A 17,613-nucleotide genomic window follows, 5' to 3' on the forward strand; every position below is an offset into this window, starting at 1 on the left:
GGCCTTTATAGCGGGTGGGAAATTTCCCATTCGGAGAATGCCATGTCCGTCGATCTTGCCACTGTTAAGCGCGTCGCGCACCTTGCCCGTATTGCCGTTTCGGAAGAAGAGGCAAATCGCATGGTCGGCGAGCTGAATGGCATCCTCGGTTTCGTCGAGCAGCTTTCCGAGGTGAATGTCGAAGGCGTCGAGCCGATGACCTCCGTCACGCCGATGGCGATGAAAAAGCGGAGGGACGAGGTCACCGACGGCAGCAAGGCCGAGGACATCGTCGCCAATGCGCCGGTCAGCGACCACAATTTCTTCCTGGTGCCGAAAGTCGTCGAATAAGCCCAGCGCTTTTTCCGACCCCGTTGCCAATTCAATAATCCGAGCGAACACGATGAGCGAACTCACCAGCCTGACCATTGCCGAATCCCGCGAAAAGCTGCGCGCCAAGGAGATCACCGCGACCGAACTGACGGAAGCCTATATTTCGGCTATCGATGCGGCCAATGACCGGCTGAACGCCTATATCAAAGTCACGCCCGATCTCGCCCGCGTCATGGCGAAGAAATCCGACGAGCGCATCGCCGCAGGCCAGGCCGGCGATCTCGAAGGAATCCCCCTCGGCATCAAGGACCTCTTTGCGACCGTTGGCGTCCACACCCAGGCTTGCAGCCACATCCTCGACGGCTTCGAGCCGCGCTACGAATCGACCGTCACCCAGAACCTTTGGGACGACGGCGCCGTCATGCTCGGCAAGCTGAACATGGACGAGTTCGCCATGGGCTCCTCCAACGAGACCTCGCACTACGGCGCGGTCATCAATCCGTGGCGTGCGGCGGGCACGAACCAGCAGCTCGTTCCGGGCGGCTCATCGGGCGGCTCGGCGGCGGCGGTTGCGGCCCATCTTTGCGCCGGCGCCACCGCCACCGATACCGGCGGTTCGATCCGCCAGCCGGCCGCCTTCACCGGCACCGTCGGCATCAAGCCGACCTATGGCCGCTGCTCGCGCTGGGGCACGGTCGCCTTCGCATCCTCGCTCGATCAGGCCGGCCCGATCGCCCGCGACGTGCGCGATGCCGCGATCCTGTTGAAGTCGATGGCAAGTGTCGATGCGAAGGACACGACCTGCGTCGACCTGCCGGTGCCGGATTACGAAGCCTCGCTCGGCAAGTCGCTGAAGGGCATGAAGATCGGCATTCCGAACGAATACCGCGTCGACGGCATGCCGGAAGAAATCGAGACCCTCTGGCAGCAGGGCATCGCCTGGCTGAAGGACGCCGGCGCCGAGATCGTCAACATCTCGCTGCCGCATACCAAATACGCGCTGCCGGCCTATTACATCGTGGCTCCGGCCGAAGCCTCCTCGAACCTCGCCCGCTACGACGGCGTGCGCTACGGCTTGCGCGTCGACGGCAAGGATATCGTCGACATGTACGAGAAGACCCGCGCCGCGGGCTTCGGCAACGAAGTCAAACGCCGCATCATGATCGGCACCTACGTGCTGTCGGCCGGCTACTACGACGCCTATTACCTGCGCGCCCAGAAGGTCCGCACGCTGATCAAGCGCGACTTCGAACTCGCCTTCGACGCCGGCGTCGACGCTATCCTGACGCCCGCCACCCCGTCCTCGGCCTTCGGCATCGCCGACGAGAACCTCGCCTCCGACCCGGTCAAGATGTACTTGAACGACATCTTCACCGTGACGGTCAACATGGCGGGCCTCCCGGGCATCGCCGTGCCTGCCGGCCTCGACCACAAAGGCCTGCCGCTCGGCCTCCAGCTCATCGGCAAGCCCTTCGATGAAGAGACCCTCTTCAAGACCGCGCATGTCATCGAACAGGCCGCGGGCAGGTTCACGCCGGCGAAGTGGTGGTAACGGGCTCATCATCTGCAAGATGACGGCTTCCGATAAGATGCATCTTGAGATTGTGCTCAGTCGTCAATAGCTGCGGCGCAAGGAGGCTTCATGGACAAGACAGATCTCGCGCCGTTGATCCAGGCATTCGATCGTCTCGCGGCCGGCGGTTTTCACATGGGCGCAGACTGGCAGGCCGTGCACGAAATCTGCCAGGCCCACGAGGGTGAAAAGCCCTTCGACTGGGGTCATGCCCTTTGCCATCGCATCGAAGGCGACGACTGGAATGCTGATTACTGGTACCGACGCGCGGGTAAGAAGCGCGCAGCTGGTACCGTGGCTGAAGAGTGGTCGGCGATGAGGGCAGAGCTTTCGGCGCAGCTCTAACATCGCCCCAAGGCCGCGCGCCGATCACGACACGCGGCTTGGATGATGCTGCGAAACTATCGATTATCCTGCTCGGCTCTTACCAGCACCAAGCCGCGCTCCGTGATGCTGTAGGGCTTACCGCTCGAAGATCTGATCGCCTTCTTCTTTTTGAGTTTGCGGAAGGTGATCAGGTCAAGGCCGGAGAAGACCCAGCCTTCGCGGGTATAGAGCTGCAGTTTTTCGATCTTTTTCTTTTCGTCGCGTGTGATTTCGATGCGGCCGCCCTGGGCCAATAGGTGCAGGATGCGCTGCTCCGTGCGGGAAATGTCCATTTGAATGTTGATCCGGTCTTCGCGCCGAAAAAGCGCGTAAAAAAACGATCCGGCGTTCGAGGCGAGCGCCGGGGCTTCGTTTTTTTCTGGCCCATGCGCGCAAGCAGGCTTGCAGGCAGGGCCTTTACCGGGTCTGAGAGTGGCTCAACATAAGGACTTGGTAGCTCGCCTCGAACAGGAGGTCAAGCAGGCGCCGGGCTTCCGAAAATCGGCTGATAACGATGGCACGAGCGCGCAAATCATTGGAAAAACCACCGATTCGGTGTTCTACTGAAAGCGTTGAGCGGAGGTGCCATTGATCCACATTCGCAATGCCCGCGAGGGCGAAGCGGACCTTTTGAGTGAGATCGGCCTCAGAGCCTGGCAAAAGGCGATGACGGCAATGGGCGAGTCGGACGCGCTGCTGGATGCGGCGCGCAGTGCCTTCGTCAATTTTACGCAAGTCACATGGCTGACGATCACGGTGATCGAGCTCAACGGTATTGTTGCCGGCTGGGCGGCGCGCGAACACCTGGACGAGACAATATCCGATTTCTGGATCGATCCAGCCTATACCCGCCAAGGCCTCGGCTCTGCACTTCTGGAAGAGATCGAAAAGGACATCACCGAGCAGGGTTTCGCGAAGGCGGCAATGCAAACGCATTCGGGAAATACCGAGGCGATCAGCTTTTTCCAGAAGCACGGTTACGCCATCCACTGGCTTTCAATCGCCTATAATCCGAAGCTCGACCGCGACGTACCATCGGTCGGATTGGCGAAGGACCTGGAAACCGAGGGCGACGCTAGCTACGGGCCTGGCTCTAGCTTCTGACTGACGTGCCGAAAGCCTTGCACCGGCAGACCATTTCCTTTACCTCACCAGTTGAAAAGAACAGCCTCCAAAGAGCATCAAATGACCATTGTCGACGTTCGCACGCCTGATCCGAAACGCTTCATTCCCGGCGCCACCGGCGATTGGGAAGTCATCATCGGCATGGAAGTCCATGCGCAGGTGACTGTCGAATGCGAAGCTCTTCTCTGGCGCCTCGACGGAATTCGGCACCAGCCGCAACAATTCGAACGTCTCGCTCGTCGATGCCGCCATGCCCGGCATGCTGCCGGTCATCAACGAGTGAATGCGTCAAGCCAGGCGGTGCGCACCGGCCTCGGTCTGAAGGCTCAGATCAACAAACGTTCGGTCTTCGACCGCAAGAACTATTTCTATCCCGACCTGCCGCAGGGCTATCAGATCTCGCAGTACAAGGATCCGATCGTCGGCGAAGGCACGATCGATCATTTCGCTTGGTCCCGACCGCCAAGGCCAGTTCGAGGATATCGAGATCGGCATCGAGCGCCTGCATCTCGAACAGGATGCCGGCAAGTCGATGCACGACCAGCATGCGACGATGTCCTACGTCGACCTCAATCGCTCCGGCGTCGCGCTGATGGAAATTGTCTCGAAGCCCGATATGCGCTCGTCGGACGAGGCGAAGGCCTACATGACGAAGCTTCGCTCGATCGTGCGATATCTCGGCACCTGCGACGGCAACATGGACGAAGGCTCGATGCGCGCCGACGTCAACGTCTCCGTCCGCCGCCCCGGCGAACCCTTCGGCACGCGCTGCGAGATCAAGAACGTCAATTCCATCCGCTTCATCGGCCAGGCGATCGAATACGAAGCCCGCCGCCAGATCGGCATCCTGGAGGACGGCGGTACGATTGATCAGGAAACCCGCCTTTTTGACGCGAACAAGGGCGAAACGCGCTCCATGCGTTCCAAGGAAGAAGCGCATGATTATCGCTACTTCCCCGATCCGGACCTGCTGCCGCTCGAATTCGACGATGGCTTCATCAAGGATCTTGCAGCCTACCTGCCGGAGCTGCCGGACGACAAGAAGGAGCGCTTCGTCCGCGAACTCGGGCTTTCGGTCTACGACGCTTCGGTGCTGGTCTCCGAAAAGGCGATTGCCGATTATTTCGAGGCCGTGGCCGAAGGCCGCGACGGCAAGACGGCTGCAAACTGGGTCATCAACGACCTGCTCGGCGCCTTGAACAGGACCGGCAAGGACATCGAAGAGACGCCGGTTTCGCCGGCTCAGCTGGGCGCGATCATCGATCTCATTAAGGCCGAGACCATCTCCGGCAAGATTGCCAAGGACCTCTTCGAGATCGTGCTCGAACGAAGGCGGCGATCCGGTTGAGATCGTCGAAGCCCGCGGCATGAAGCAGGTGACCGATACCGGCGCCATCGAAAAGGCCGTCGACGAGATCATCGCCGCCAACCCGGATCAGGTGGCCAAGGTTCAGGCAAAGCCGACGCTTGCCGGCTGGTTCGTCGGCCAGGTGATGAAGGCAACCGGCGGCAAGGCCAATCCGCAGGCCGTCCAGGCGCTCGGTCAAGGCCAAGCTCGGAATCGAGGAGTAGGGGCCGTGTATTTCGTGCGCACGGCAAGCGAGCGGGACCTCGACAAGGTCCGCGCCCTGCTGGTCGAGGCGTTTCGTTCCGCCTATGCCGATCTCTATGGCGAGGCGAAGGTGAGCGAGCTGATGGCGCACCTGTTTTCTCCAGCAGCGCTCCAGGCGCGGCTGGCGAAGAAGAACGCGGAATTCCTCGTCGCCGACAACGGCAAGGCCGTGGGCGGCATTGGCTATGCCGCCATGTCGGACGAGAGAACGAAGACGGTTATGCTGCATTTGCTTTACGTGCGGCCGTCGCTGCATCGCCAGGGCATCGGACGACAAATCTTCGCCGAGCTCGAGACCTGCTTTCCGGATGCAGAGATCATGCGTCTGGAGGTCGAGCCAAGGAACGAAAAGGCGATTGCCTTCTATCACGCGCACGGTTTTGCCGACGCCGGCCGCAACGAAAACGACGGACCGGGCCAATCGGGGATCGCGACGCTGATCCTCGAAAAGCAGCTCGAAACCCATTGAACCGGCAACGATGGCCAAAGTTGAGATCCGCGAGGCACGCGAAGGCGGCCTTTCAGACACGTGGCGACATGCGCGGCAGCGGAATTGGTGCGCAGATAATCGAATTCTACGTCGGCGAGGCAAAAGGCCGCGGCCTTTCGCACCTGCAATTGATCTCCAACGCCAAGCGCCGGGATGGGCATCGTTTCTCCAAGCGCCTCAGTTTCAAGCCGTCGCATTTGGGCTTCAAGACGGCCCTGAAATGAGGTTTCGCCCGATGGGAATCGCTGGACAATCCAGCGTTCCGGCGGCATAAGCGAAGAACGAATTCCAGTCCCGCTCGCCTTCGGCAAGCACAAGGAAAAGACATGAAGAACCTTCTTTTGCAAATCTTCACCTGGTGGAACGGCCAGACGCTGGGCACGCGTTTTGCGACCTGGCGTTTCGGCAAGCGCGTCGGTGAGGATGAATTCGGCAACGTCTACTATGAAGGCGGCATGTCCTCCTACGGCCTGCCGAAGCGCTGGGTGATCTACAAGGGATATGCCGAAGCCTCCGCCATCCCCCCGGGCTGGCACGGTTGGATGCACCACCGCACCGATGTTCCGCCGTCGAAGGAAAACTACGTCGCCAAGGAATGGCAGAAGACGCACCGTCCCAACCTCACCGGCTCTGCGCAGGCGTACCGCCCGCCGGGCTCGCTTACCGTTGCCGGCGAGCGCCCGCGGGTGACCGGCGACTACGACGCCTGGACGCCCGGCAACTGATGTCTCTGTGCCAGGCGAGCCGTCCGGCCCGGCTTTTGGCCACAATTGACCTTTACCCGCAGATTGGTCGCAGGAGCTGCGGCCTTGATCTGAAATGCGCTGGAGACGGGTAGATATGAAGCTTTTCACGCGGAATCATGTCCTGCGTGCTGCTGGGTTTGCCCTGGCGCTTGGTTCTTCCTTCTTGCCGCAGGCGGCGTCTGCCGCACGCATCGACAATCCCGTTGCCGTCTTCTCCGGCCTCGACAAAATCACCGGCCGCATCACCACCTTCGACGTCTATGTCAACGAGACCGTGCAGTTCGGCGCGCTTCAGGTCACGCCGAAGGCCTGCTATTCGCGCGACCAGGCGGAAGCCCAGAAGATCGACGGTTTCGTCGAAGTCGACGAGATCACCCTTGACCGAAAGATCCGCCGCATCTTCACCGGCTGGATGTTCGCAGACAGCCCCGGCCTCAACGCTGTGGAACACCCGATTTATGACGTCTGGCTGAAGGACTGCAAGGCGCAGTCCGAGGTGCCGGCGCCCGAAGGCGCGGCGAAGTAGCGTTCCATTTCATGAGCAGCGTGGCCATCCTCGTCGTTCGAGGATACGCCGTGTGGGCTTCCCCCTCAAAATGAGGATGGAGGCAGCACCGATATTTGCCAAGCGCCGACGCCGTGAGAAGCCTTCACCCTGAGGCGAGAGCGAAGCGACCCTCAAAGGGCGAGGGCGGGCGCGGGAAAGACGCTTGCCGCAGCCCTCAAAACTTCAGGTGCGGTGAATCCATCGCCGCGGCGAGCATCGCCGCATAGTCGTCCTTGGGCACGTCGATGGCGCCGAAGGTCTTCAGATGCTCGGTGGTGAATTGCGTGTCGAGCAGGGTGAAGTCTTTGTCGCGCAGACGCGCAACCAGATGAACGAGACAGATCTTCGAGGCATCGGTGCGGCGGGAGAACATGCTTTCGCCGAAGAACGCGGAACCGAGCGAGACGCCATAGAGGCCGCCGACCAGTTCATCGTCGCGCCATGCTTCGACGGAATGGGCATGGCCCATGCGGTGGAGCGTCGAATAGAGTGATCTGATCGTATGGTTTATCCAGGTGCTCGGACGGTCGGAGGTCGCCTCGGCACAGGCCGCGATCACGGCATCGAAATCATGATCAAAGCGGATATCGAAGGGCTGCCTGCGGATAGTCTTCGCAAGGCTTTTAGAGACATGGAAGTTGTCGAGCGGCAGCACGCCGCGAAGCTCCGGCTCGACCCAGAAGATCTCCGGATCGTCGGCGGATTCGGCCATCGGGAAGAGGCCGATGGAATAGGCGCGCAGGAGAATCTCCGGGGTAATGCCTGGGGACTTCCTGCGCGAGCCTGCCATTTCCGTTATGCCGGATGGTTGGCCAGGTAGTGTTCCAGCCAGTGGATATCATAGTCGCCGTTGGCGATATCCTGATTGGACACGAGATCCTGGAACAGTGGTAGCGTCGTCTTGATGCCGTCGACGACGAATTCGTCAAGAGCACGGCGCAGACGCATCATGCATTCGACGCGGGTACGTCCATGCACGATGAGCTTGCCGATGAGGCTATCATAGTAGGGCGGGATCTTGTAGCCCTGATAGGCGCCGCTATCGATGCGCACACCGAGGCCGCCCGGCGCATGGAAATGCGTGATCGTGCCGGGCGAAGGCACGAAAGTGCGCGGGTCCTCGGCATTGATGCGGCATTCGATGGCGTGACCCTCGAAGGTGACCTCTTCCTGCGTGACGGAGAGGCCGCGGCCGGAGGCGACGCGGATCTGCTCATGCACGAGATCGATGCCGGTGATCGCTTCGGTGATCGGATGCTCCACCTGCAGGCGGGTGTTCATTTCGATGAAATAGAATTCGCCGTTTTCGTAGAGGAATTCGATCGTGCCGGCGCCGCGATACTTCAGCTTCTGTCATGGCGTCGGCGCAGATCTGGCCGATCTTCATGCGCTGCTCGACGTTGAGCGCCGGCGAGTTTGCCTCTTCCCAGACTTTCTGGTGACGGCGCTGTAGCGAGCAGTCACGTTCGCCAAGGTGGATCGCATTGCCTTCACCGTCGCCAAACACCTGGATTTCGATGTGGCGCGGCTTGCCGAGATACTTTTCCATGTAGACGGCGTCGTTGCCGAAGGCCGCCGCCGCTTCCGCGCGTGCCGTCGACCAAGCCTCGATGAGGTCGGCCTCGGATTTTGCGACCTTCATGCCGCGGCCGCCACCGCCTGCCGTTGCCTTGATGAGCACCGGATAGCCGATCAAGGCTGCCGTCTTGATCGCATCTTCCTCGGTCTTCACTTCGCCGTCCGAGCCTGGAACAACCGGGATGCCGAGTTCCAGCGCGGTCGTCTTGGCGGTGATCTTGTCGCCCATGATGCGGATATGGTCCGCCGTCGGACCGATGAAGGTGATGTCGTGGGCATCGAGGATGTCCGCGAACTTGGCATTTTCCGAAAGGAAGCCATAGCCCGGATGCACGGCATCCGCACCGGTGATTTCGCAGGCGGCAACGATCTGATGGATGTTCAGATAGCTATCGCGCGAGGGCGGCGGGCCAATGCAGACGCTCTCGTCGGCAAGGCGCACATGCATGGCATCGGCATCGGCGGTGGAGTGAACCACGACGTCAGGGAATGCCGAGCTCCTTGCAGGCGCGCAGCACGCGCAGCGCGATTTCCCCGCGATTGGCTATGAGGATTTTGGAGACCATGACGCCTGCCTTATTCGATGACGACGAGGAGTTGGCCATATTCGACGGGCTGACCATCCTCGACGAGGATCTCCGTGACCTTACCGGACTTGCGGAGATGGGATCTGGTTCATCGTCTTCATTGCTTCGATGATGAGAAGCGTTTGGCCTTCCTTGACCGGTCGCGCCGACTTCGATGAAGGCACGGGCGCCGGGAGCCGGAGCCATGTAGACAGTGCCGACCATCGGCGCGTTGATGGTGTTGGCCGGGTTACGCACTGCGGCGGCCGGAGCAGCAGGAGCAGGCTGCGGTGCGGCTGCGGAAGACGCGGCTGCAGCATAGGCAGGAACACCAATCGGCGCCTGGACATAATGCGTGTTGCCGGCGCGCGAAACGCGGATACGCAGATCGTCCTGCTCGACCTCGATCTCCGTCAGGTCCGTGTCGTTGAGGATGTTTGCGAGATCGCGGATCAGCGCCTGATCGATACCTTTTTTCGTCTCAGCCATGAGTGTGCCCTGTCTTCTTCTTATGCCGTGAGGTTCTTCAGCGCGTGGAGCGCCAGGATATAGCTATGGGGGCCAAAACCGCAGATGACACCCTTCACAGCGGGCGCAATCAACGACTTGTGGCGAAATTCTTCGCGAGCATGAACGTTGGTGATATGGAGTTCCACCACCGGAATGGAAATAGCGCGGATTGCATCGTGCAGTGCGAGCGAGGTGTGCGTGTAGGCGCCGGCATTGAGCATGACGCCCGCCGCCTTGCCGTTTGCCTCGTGGAGCCAGTCGATGAGGACGCCTTCATGATTGCTCTGGCGGAAGTCGATCTCCAAGCCGAGCTCGCCGCCCACCGCCTTGCAATCCGTCTCGATATCCGTGAGCGTCTTTCCGCCGTAAATGCCGGGCTCTCTGGTGCCCAGCAAATTCAGGTTAGGTCCGTTCAGGACGAAAATGGTCTGCGTCATCGAATGTTCCGTCAAAAGCACGAGGGCCACCTATAAGACTCCCCATGCCTTGATTGAAAGCCCTTTGGGGAAGGCAGCCGGAATCGTGCCATATTTGTCCACATGGCTGAAACACTTGGATTTTGGCGAATTGATGGGCGCGGCCTCAGCAGCTCGTCTTGCCGCAGGCGCGCATGTTCTTGACCTTGGCCTCCAGGTCGTCGAAGCCGACCGCGCCCTGCACCAGCTCGTTGCCGATCACATAGGACGGCGTGCCGGTGATGCCGAGGTTCTGGGCAAGCTGATAGGTCTTCTGAACGCTCTCGTCACTCGGGCTCTTCTTCATCTCCGCGAGGATCTGCTCCTTGCTGACGCCGAGCGATTCCGCAACGCCGAGAGCCTTCTCTTCGTCAGCCCGTCCATCGCTGCCGAGCAGGGCGATGTGGAACTCGCCGTATTTTTCAGGCGCAAGCTTTCGCAAGGCGTCCGAGACCTTGTGAGCGGCAGCCGATTCCGGCCCGAGGATCGGAAGTTCCTTCAGCACGAAACGGACGTTCTTGTCTTTTTCGAGCATGGTCTGCATGTCTGAAAGAGCGTGGCGGCAATAACCGCAATTGTAGTCGAAGAACTCGACGATCGTGACGTCGCCCTTCGGATTGCCGATGGTCGCGTCGTATTTCGCGTCGAAGATTTCCTTCTCGTTGTCTTCGATCGCCCTGTTGGCTTTCACGAGGCGAGCCTCTTCCTGCTTCTTCTGCAGGGCATTTTGAACGTCAATCATGATCTCGGGGTTCTGGATCAGGTATTCCTTGATGAACTCGCCGAACTCCTTCTTCTGCGCGTCATCGAGGGCTGCCGCCGGAAGGGGCAGGGCAACGCTCGCTGCGAGCGCAAGGGCGGTGAAGGCTTTCGGGAAGAAGGTCATTTTATCCTCGTCTACGGCGGATGGGGCGCGATATTTGCTGCATCTTATCATCGCCGTGTTAACAGGTAGAACTGCGAAGCACCAAATTACGGCGCATGGTCCCGTCCTCAAACAGGATTTTTCGCAGGTGCGACGCAATCGCGGGATTGTGATGAGCCGATTATTGCGGCAATTGTCTGGCCGCAAGTGAACTTCCGGAGATATGCAGCCTTGTTTTCCATATCGAGACGCAGCGAAGTCGAACCCTTCCACGCCATGGACGTGCTCGCCGAGGCGACCAGACGGCGCGCAAGCGGTCATCCGGTCATTTCGATGGCGGTCGGCCAGCCTTCCCATCCGGCGCCGCAGGCAGCGCTCGATGCGGCACGCGCAGCGCTCGCCAAGGGCAGGGTCGGCTATACCGACGCCCTCGGCACCGCACGGCTGAAGCAAGCGCTGGCTCAGCACTACCGCGACCGGCACGGGCTTGACATCGACCCGCTGCGGATCGCCGTCACCACCGGCTCGTCTGCGGGCTTCAACCTTGCCTTTCTTTCGCTCTTCGATGCCGGCGATGCCGTGGCGATCGCCAGGCCCGGTTATCCGGCCTATCGCAACATCCTCGGCGCGCTCGGCTTGAAGATTATTGAAGTGCCGGTGACGGCCGAGACGCATTTCACGCTGACGCCGGAAAGCCTGGAGGCGGCGCAGCAGGAAGGCGGCGTGAGGCTGAAAGGCGTACTGCTTGCAAGCCCGGCCAATCCGACGGGCACGGTGACGGGCAGGGAGGCGCTGAAGGCGCTCGCCGATTATTGCGCCGCCAACTCGATCGCCTTCATCTCCGACGAAATCTACCACGGGCTGACATTCGCCGGCGAGGAGACGAGCGCGCTGGAGCTGACCGGCGAGGCGATCGTCATCAACTCCTTCTCGAAATATTATTGCATGACCGGCTGGCGCATCGGCTGGATGGTGCTGCCGGAGCGTCTGGTCCGGCCGATCGAGCGCGTGGCGCAAAGCCTCTACATCTCGCCGCCGGAGCTTTCCCAGATCGCCGCGACGGCGGCACTCAACGCAACGGCGGAGCTCGATGTCTATAGGGCAAGCTATGCCAGGAACCGCGATTTCCTGATGCGGCGTCTTCCCGAGATCGGGCTTTCGATCGCTTCGCCCATGGACGGCGCCTTCTATGCCTATGTCGACGTCACCCGCTTCACCAATGACAGCATGGCCTTCGCCAAGCGCATGCTGGCGGAAATCGATGTCGCCGCCACACCCGGCTTCGACTTCGATCCCTTGGAGGGCAACCGGACGATGCGCATGTCCTATGCGGGCTCCGAGGCCGAGATCGCCGAGGCCGTGGAGCGCATCCGCGTCTGGCTGAAATAGAGTCTGATTTCCGAGGCTTGCCAAGGATTTCGAAAGGAATTTTGAAAGTACTTGAATCAAAATCGCAATCATGGTCTCGCGTTCACGCGGTGGGTTTCACCCCGCGTCTTGCGTCATGCGTTCCGCTCGGACGGGCTGGAATTTGCCGCGTGCTGTGGCAGGACGAATGAAAGTGGATAGGCCAATACAAATACTGTAAATGCCAACAGCCGATATGGCCAAATAGATTGAATCACGTTCCTACACCTCCACCGACCAGAGTAGGTTTATGAAGGAAATGTGACAGCGGCAATCGGATTTTGCATCAATCAACAATGCAAATAAGGCAATGCTTGCAGCCCGCCAGGATACGTTTTCACGTGGGGCGTGGCGGAGCTTGTCGATCAGCTGTGCAGCTTGATACAAACTGGCAAACCTCGCGAGAGCCTCTTGCTACATCTTTCGCGCAACCAGACGAGCGGACAAAAAAAATCCGGCCGCGTTGCCGCAGCCGGATTGTCGCTTCATGATCCTGGGTCGGCGTCTCAGAAGAAGCCGCGGCGTTGCCACCAGCCGGCTTTTTTCGGCTTGCCGTCATTATCGGCCTCGCTGCGCGTGGATTTGACCGTCGGGGTCGCCGAAGAGGAGATGTTCGATTCGCGGTTGGCGCGGACCGGCTTGGCTTCGTCCTCTGCCGGACTCGCGAGATCGGCGTAGGCTTCGGCCGTTTCGGCTTCCGCAAGTACGGCTTCGGCAACCGGTTCTTCGACGGGAGACGCGGCGGCCTTGCGGCGGCTGCGGCCCTTTGCGGGCTTTGCTTCCGTGACAAATGCGCCGGACTCGACGGCTGCCATCGCCGGCTGGCCATCGGCGGCTTCTTCGGCAACGGCCTCGACGATCTCAGCCTGCGTTTCGGCCTCGGTGCCATCCCCGGCATCAGCGGCGTTTTCGTCGACGGCTTCAGCGCCGGCGCTCAGTTCTTCGCCTTCCTCGCGGTTGCGGCGTCCGCCACGTTTGCCGCGGCGCCGGCGTTTGCGGCGCTGGGATTCTTCGCTTTCGGCCCCCGTTTCGGAGGTTGCTGCGGCTGTATCATCGCCCTCGCTACCCTCCTCGTCGCCTTCATCCTCGTTTCCGGTTTCGCCGGAAACGGTATCTTGGGCAGCGATCTGCTCACCGGCACCATTGCGGCCACGGCGGCGGCGGCGGCGCTTGCGCTTCCGGCTGCCTTCGCCATCACCTTCGGCGCGCTGCTGGGGCGCGCGCTCGGCGGCTGCGGGCTTTTCTTCAAGCTCCTCGTCTTCTTCCTCCTCCGTCTCGATGACGATATCTTCGTCGTCATCGTCAGGGATGGCTGCGAAGTTGAAGAGGGTTTCGATCTTGACCGGATTTTCGACCGGTTCGCCCCGATCGATTGCGAAATGCTGCGAGCCGACTGCGCTATCGGCATCGACGACAATCGCGACGCCGAAGCGGGTTTCATAATCGACGATCGACTGGCGCTTGTGGTTGAGCAGGTAGAGCGCGATTTCCGGCGTGGTGCGCACGGTGATGTCGTGCGTCGTGTTCTTCAGCAGGTATTCCTCGATGCCGCGCAGCACATGCAAGGCGACGGAGGACTGCGAGCGCACATGGCCGGTACCGCCGCAATGCGAGCAGACCTGGGTCGTGGATTCAAGCACGGAAGCGCGGATGCGCTGGCGGGACATTTCGAGCAGGCCGAAATGCGAGATGCGGCCGACCTGGATGCGGGCACGGTCGTTCTTCAGGCATTCCTTCAGCTTCTTCTCGACGGCGCGGTTGTTGCGCTTCTCTTCCATGTCGATGAAGTCGATGACGATGAGACCGGCAAGGTCACGCAGGCGAAGCTGGCGGGCGACTTCATCGGCAGCCTCGAGATTCGTCTGGAGTGCGGTGTCCTCGATCGAATGTTCACGCGTCGAGCGGCCGGAGTTGACGTCGATCGAAACGAGCGCTTCCGTCTGGTTCATGATCAGGTAGCCGCCGGACTTCAGCGTCACCTGTGGCTGCAGCATGCGGTCGAGTTGGGCCTCGATGCCGGAGCGCGAGAAGATCGGATGGATGTCGCGGTAGGGCTGAACCACCTTGGCGTGGCTCGGCATCAGCATCTTCATGAAGTCTTTCGCTTCACGATAGCCTTCCTCGCCGGAAACGATGATTTCGCTGATGTCCTTGTTGTAGAGGTCGCGGATCGAGCGCTTGATGAGCGAGCCTTCCTCGTAGACGAGGCAGGGCGCGGTGGATGCGAGCGTCAGCGTGCGGACGTTTTCCCACAGGCGCATCAGATATTCGAAGTCGCGCTTGACCTCGACCTTGGTGCGGTTGGCGCCGGCCGTGCGCAGGATGACGCCCATGCCCTGCGGGACTTCGAGCATCCGGGCGATTTCCTTGAGACGCTTGCGGTCCTGCGGATTGGTGATCTTCCGGGAAATGCCGCCGCCGCGAGCCGTGTTCGGCATCAGAACCGAGTAGCGGCCTGCGAGCGAGAGATAGGTGGTGAGCGCCGCGCCCTTGTTGCCACGCTCTTCCTTGGCGACCTGCACAAGCAGGATCTGGCGGCGCTTGATGACTTCCTGAATGCGGTACTGCTTGCGCGGCTTGCGCTGCACGCGGTCCGGAACCTCTTCCATCGCATCTTCGGCGCCGACGGATTCGATCACTTCCTCTTCATGGTCGTCGTCGTCATCGTCGTCATTGCCGCGGCGGCGGGAATCGACGTCTTCGGAGATCGAGTCGGTCTCGACAGCAGCAGCCATGCTGCCGCCGACGGGGCCTTCGTCATCATTGTCGACGACGGAGGCGGAAGGTGCTTCGACATCGGTCGGGACGGCATCTTCGGTTGCGGTGGTTTCGACGGCCTTCTTGCGGCTGCGGCGCGGCTTGGCCTTCTTGGCCGGAGCCTCTTCGGCGGCCGGAGCGCTTGCTTCAACCGGAGCGGCGTCTTCGGAAACCTTTTCGGCGGCCGGCTCTTGCTTCGGCACGATGCCGATGTCGGGCTGCTCCTGGGTCGACAGGTCACTCACCGGCGCGGTTTCGACATGCTCGACATCGTCGTCTCGGCGGTGCTCCTCGGCCTCGGCGCGAAGCAGAGCCTGACGGTCGGCCAGCGGGATCTGGTAATAGTCCGGATGGATTTCGGCAAAGGCCAGGAAGCCGTGCCGGTTGCCGCCGTAATCGACGAAAGCGGCCTGCAGCGAGGGTTCGACCCTCGTTACTTTTGCGAGATAGATGTTGCCGCGTATCTGCTTCTTGTGCTGCGACTCGAAGTCAAATTCTTCTATACGGTTCCCGCGAACGACAACGACACGTGTCTCTTCCTCGTGAGACGCGTCGATAAGCATTTTGTCTGCCATGTAAGGTGTGCTCCTCGGCGCAGCCGCAGACGCGCATTCCCGCCTGTATTGATAACAGGGGGCATGCGGTCGAACGTGGGTGCGCCGGATAATGAAAGTCGCGCTTGGTTCGGGCGGGACAGCAGCAGCCAGGCAACAGCGGGGAAATCATTCTCCCGGGGCCTGTAGACTTTGGATAAAACCTGCTGCGAAACCATTATGACCAAGCGAGATCGACAATACTTAAGACCCCTTGGGGTCCGATGAGTTTGCTCCTCAGAGCGTTTGGTGGCTATCCACCGATGAAGTTTCCGCATACGCCGGAAAATTCAGGATCCAGTTTACCATGGAGAGAAGCGCGTAAGACGGCGGACGATTGCCGGTTGTGGCGCCAGGTCCTCGTGGGGTTGGCAGCCGCGCGGCGACTCTATCCCGTCAACACTTTCTAACCTGAAAATCGTTGTATGGTTTCTCTGTCACAATAGCAAGGGAAAAGCCAAATGCGCCATAATATTGATGGATTTCGAAACGCATAGACAATGGGGGAATAGCGGTCCTGATTCGGCGGCGGCGTGCAAGCGCTGAAAGCTGGGCGGTGCGTGCATTAGGCCGCAAGGATCCATTGCAATGACAGATAGGGTGTGCGGTCGATTGTCTAAGAGGGTGCGGCACGCAGCGGGGGAACCCGGCAAGCGGAAGGTGAGATTCGTAGGCGTGCTCGCAGCGGCGGCGGTTTCGCTCCAGGCCATCATCGCACTTGCCGCCGATCAGAAGAAGCCCGAGGCGTTGCTTGCCTATGGCGCACGCATCATCGGCGACGACGCCCGTACCCGCGTCGTCATCGATTTCGACCGGCAGCCGAGTTTTTCGGTCCACTATATCGCCAATCCCGAGCGCATCGTCGTCGATCTGCCGGCGACCGCTTTCGGATTCCAGGCCAAGGATCTGGCGGCGAGGGGGCTTTTCAAGGACATCCGCTACGGCACGATGGACGAAGGCAGCGCCCGCATCGTGCTGAGCGCCGTCAAGCCGGTGAAGCTGGCGACGGCCAAGGTGCAGGCCGACGAGGATGGCAGGGGCTACCGCCTCGTGCTCGATGCCGAGATGACCGGCAAGGAGGAGTTTGCGGCCCTCGTCAAGGCGCAGTCCTGGAGCGATCCGGCAGACCGTCCGCAGCCGGCGAACGCAATGCCGGCACCCGAGGCGGCAAAGCCCGGCGATTTCATCATCGCCGTCGACGCCGGCCATGGCGGCATCGATACCGGCGCCATCGGCGTCGATACCAAGACCGAGGAAAAGCAGGTGACGCTCGCCTTCGCCAAGGCGCTGACCGACCGGCTGAACCGCGAGCATGGGATCAAGGCGTTCCTCACCCGCAGCGAGGATGAATTCCTGTCGCTTGCCGAGCGCGTGCAGATCGCCAGGCAGAACCATGCTGGCCTCTTCATCTCGCTGCACGCCGATACGCTGAAGCAGAAGGATATCCGCGGCGCGACGGTTTATACGATCTCGGACAAGGCCTCCGACAAGCTTGCAGCCGATCTTGCCGAGCGCGAAAACCTGTCCGATCAGATCGCCGGCAAGGAAACCGCCGCCGAACCGCCGGAGGTGGCCGATATCCTGCTCGACCTGACGCGCCGCGAGACCCAGGCCTTCTCGATCTCGCTGGCCGAAAGCGTGCTCGGCTCCTTCAAGGATCAGATCAGTACGATCAACAATCCGCATCGGCATGCGGGCTTCCAGGTTCTGCGGGCGCCGGATGTGCCCTCGATCCTGCTCGAACTCGGCTTCCTCTCCAACGCGGAAGACGAAAAGCTGCTGCTCGACGAGAAATGGCGGGTGAAGATCGCCGAGCTTTTGACCGACGCCGTCAAGCGCTACCGCTCCTCCGTGGTTGCAAATGGCGGCTGAGGCCGTGGCTGAGATGTGACACCCGCGGCGAAAGCAAAGCGGAGCATGTGAATGGGGCAGGGGAGCCCTATTTTGCTCACATTCAGGCCGTTACTCGCCGCTATGTTTTTCGACAGGCGGGTTGGACGGCTTGTCGCGATGGCGCTCATGGAGTAAGCCCGCGCGACGTGCAAATCGCCCGCTTCCATGCAAATATAGCGCCTGCGCCGATTGAAAATTTGGAATACCGGTAGCTCAAT

At 60.9% G+C, this 17,613-nt stretch carries 15 protein-coding genes and 3 pseudogenes; 11 read left to right on the plus strand and 7 right to left on the minus strand.

Translation table 11 applies throughout. The features are described 5' to 3' along the window. Positions 1-42: 42 nt before the first annotated feature. The 3 genes from gatC (at position 43) to ACW4PC_RS03000 (ending at position 2,230) form a co-directional block, all read left to right on the plus strand. Complete coding sequence (gene gatC / locus ACW4PC_RS02990) at positions 43-330, plus strand: Asp-tRNA(Asn)/Glu-tRNA(Gln) amidotransferase subunit GatC (RefSeq protein ID WP_455872783.1); 288 nt, start codon at positions 43-45, stop codon at positions 328-330. A 52-nt stretch (positions 331-382) separates the two neighbouring features. Further along, positions 383-1,864 (plus strand): Asp-tRNA(Asn)/Glu-tRNA(Gln) amidotransferase subunit GatA, encoded by a 1,482-nt coding sequence (gene gatA, locus ACW4PC_RS02995; RefSeq protein ID WP_455872784.1) that lies wholly within the window; start codon positions 383-385, stop codon positions 1,862-1,864. A 90-nt stretch (positions 1,865-1,954) separates the two neighbouring features. Further along, positions 1,955-2,230 carry a hypothetical protein gene (locus ACW4PC_RS03000; RefSeq protein ID WP_074067481.1) on the plus strand — a complete coding sequence of 92 codons (276 nt, stop codon included), beginning with the start codon at positions 1,955-1,957 and terminating at the stop codon, positions 2,228-2,230. A 56-nt stretch (positions 2,231-2,286) separates the two neighbouring features. Here ACW4PC_RS03000 and ACW4PC_RS03005 read toward each other — a convergent pair whose 3' ends face one another. After that, positions 2,287-2,544 (minus strand): YjhX family toxin, encoded by a 258-nt coding sequence (locus ACW4PC_RS03005; protein WP_455872785.1) that lies wholly within the window; start codon positions 2,542-2,544, stop codon positions 2,287-2,289. Between the two features lie 295 nt (positions 2,545-2,839). On the opposite strand from ACW4PC_RS03005, the gene ACW4PC_RS03010 reads away from it, so the two are divergent. The 6 genes and pseudogenes from ACW4PC_RS03010 (at position 2,840) to ACW4PC_RS03035 (ending at position 6,750) form a co-directional block, all read left to right on the plus strand. Continuing rightward, entirely contained in the window at positions 2,840-3,355 is a 516-nt protein-coding gene (locus tag ACW4PC_RS03010) for an N-acetyltransferase family protein (RefSeq protein ID WP_455872786.1), read from the plus strand. Positions 3,356-3,436: 81 nt separating this feature from the next. Beyond that, a pseudogene (gene gatB / locus ACW4PC_RS03015) lies at positions 3,437-4,948 on the plus strand (Asp-tRNA(Asn)/Glu-tRNA(Gln) amidotransferase subunit GatB). 5 nt (positions 4,949-4,953) lie between these two features. Next, complete coding sequence (locus tag ACW4PC_RS03020; RefSeq protein WP_455872787.1) at positions 4,954-5,457, plus strand: N-acetyltransferase family protein; 504 nt, start codon at positions 4,954-4,956, stop codon at positions 5,455-5,457. Between the two features lie 68 nt (positions 5,458-5,525). After that, the gene (locus tag ACW4PC_RS03025; RefSeq protein WP_455872788.1) at positions 5,526-5,702 is read left to right on the plus strand and encodes a hypothetical protein; all 177 of its coding nucleotides are present in this window, start codon (positions 5,526-5,528) and stop codon (positions 5,700-5,702) included. 102 nt (positions 5,703-5,804) lie between these two features. After that, positions 5,805-6,203, plus strand: coding sequence for an NADH:ubiquinone oxidoreductase subunit NDUFA12 (locus ACW4PC_RS03030; RefSeq protein WP_455872789.1), 399 nt, complete (start codon positions 5,805-5,807; stop codon positions 6,201-6,203). Positions 6,204-6,318: 115 nt separating this feature from the next. After that, entirely contained in the window at positions 6,319-6,750 is a 432-nt protein-coding gene (locus tag ACW4PC_RS03035; RefSeq protein ID WP_022714877.1) for a DUF2155 domain-containing protein, read from the plus strand. 196 nt (positions 6,751-6,946) lie between these two features. Here the strand turns inward: ACW4PC_RS03035 and aat are convergent, their stop codons facing one another. The 5 genes and pseudogenes from aat to ACW4PC_RS03060 form a co-directional block, all read right to left on the minus strand. After that, on the minus strand, positions 6,947-7,561 hold the full coding sequence (gene aat, locus ACW4PC_RS03040) for a leucyl/phenylalanyl-tRNA--protein transferase (protein ID WP_455872790.1): 615 nt from the start codon (positions 7,559-7,561) through the stop codon (positions 6,947-6,949). Between the two features lie 5 nt (positions 7,562-7,566). Further along, a pseudogene (gene accC, locus ACW4PC_RS03045) lies at positions 7,567-8,915 on the minus strand (acetyl-CoA carboxylase biotin carboxylase subunit). A 10-nt stretch (positions 8,916-8,925) separates the two neighbouring features. Beyond that, positions 8,926-9,404: pseudogene (accB, locus tag ACW4PC_RS03050) on the minus strand (acetyl-CoA carboxylase biotin carboxyl carrier protein). 20 nt (positions 9,405-9,424) lie between these two features. Next, entirely contained in the window at positions 9,425-9,862 is a 438-nt protein-coding gene (gene aroQ / locus ACW4PC_RS03055) for a type II 3-dehydroquinate dehydratase (RefSeq protein ID WP_455872791.1), read from the minus strand. A 145-nt stretch (positions 9,863-10,007) separates the two neighbouring features. After that, entirely contained in the window at positions 10,008-10,766 is a 759-nt protein-coding gene (locus tag ACW4PC_RS03060) for a DsbA family protein (protein ID WP_455872792.1), read from the minus strand. 210 nt (positions 10,767-10,976) lie between these two features. Between ACW4PC_RS03060 and ACW4PC_RS03065 the strand changes: the two genes are divergently transcribed. Beyond that, positions 10,977-12,134 (plus strand): pyridoxal phosphate-dependent aminotransferase, encoded by a 1,158-nt coding sequence (locus ACW4PC_RS03065; RefSeq protein ID WP_455872793.1) that lies wholly within the window; start codon positions 10,977-10,979, stop codon positions 12,132-12,134. Between the two features lie 524 nt (positions 12,135-12,658). Here the strand turns inward: ACW4PC_RS03065 and ACW4PC_RS03070 are convergent. After that, the gene (locus ACW4PC_RS03070; protein ID WP_455872794.1) at positions 12,659-15,484 is read right to left on the minus strand and encodes an Rne/Rng family ribonuclease; all 2,826 of its coding nucleotides are present in this window, start codon (positions 15,482-15,484) and stop codon (positions 12,659-12,661) included. A 606-nt stretch (positions 15,485-16,090) separates the two neighbouring features. Here ACW4PC_RS03070 and ACW4PC_RS03075 point away from each other — a divergent pair. Beyond that, complete coding sequence (locus ACW4PC_RS03075; RefSeq protein WP_455872795.1) at positions 16,091-17,374, plus strand: N-acetylmuramoyl-L-alanine amidase; 1,284 nt, start codon at positions 16,091-16,093, stop codon at positions 17,372-17,374. The last annotated feature ends 239 nt before the right edge of the window (positions 17,375-17,613 follow it).

This window comes from Rhizobium yanglingense (assembly GCF_977109285.1).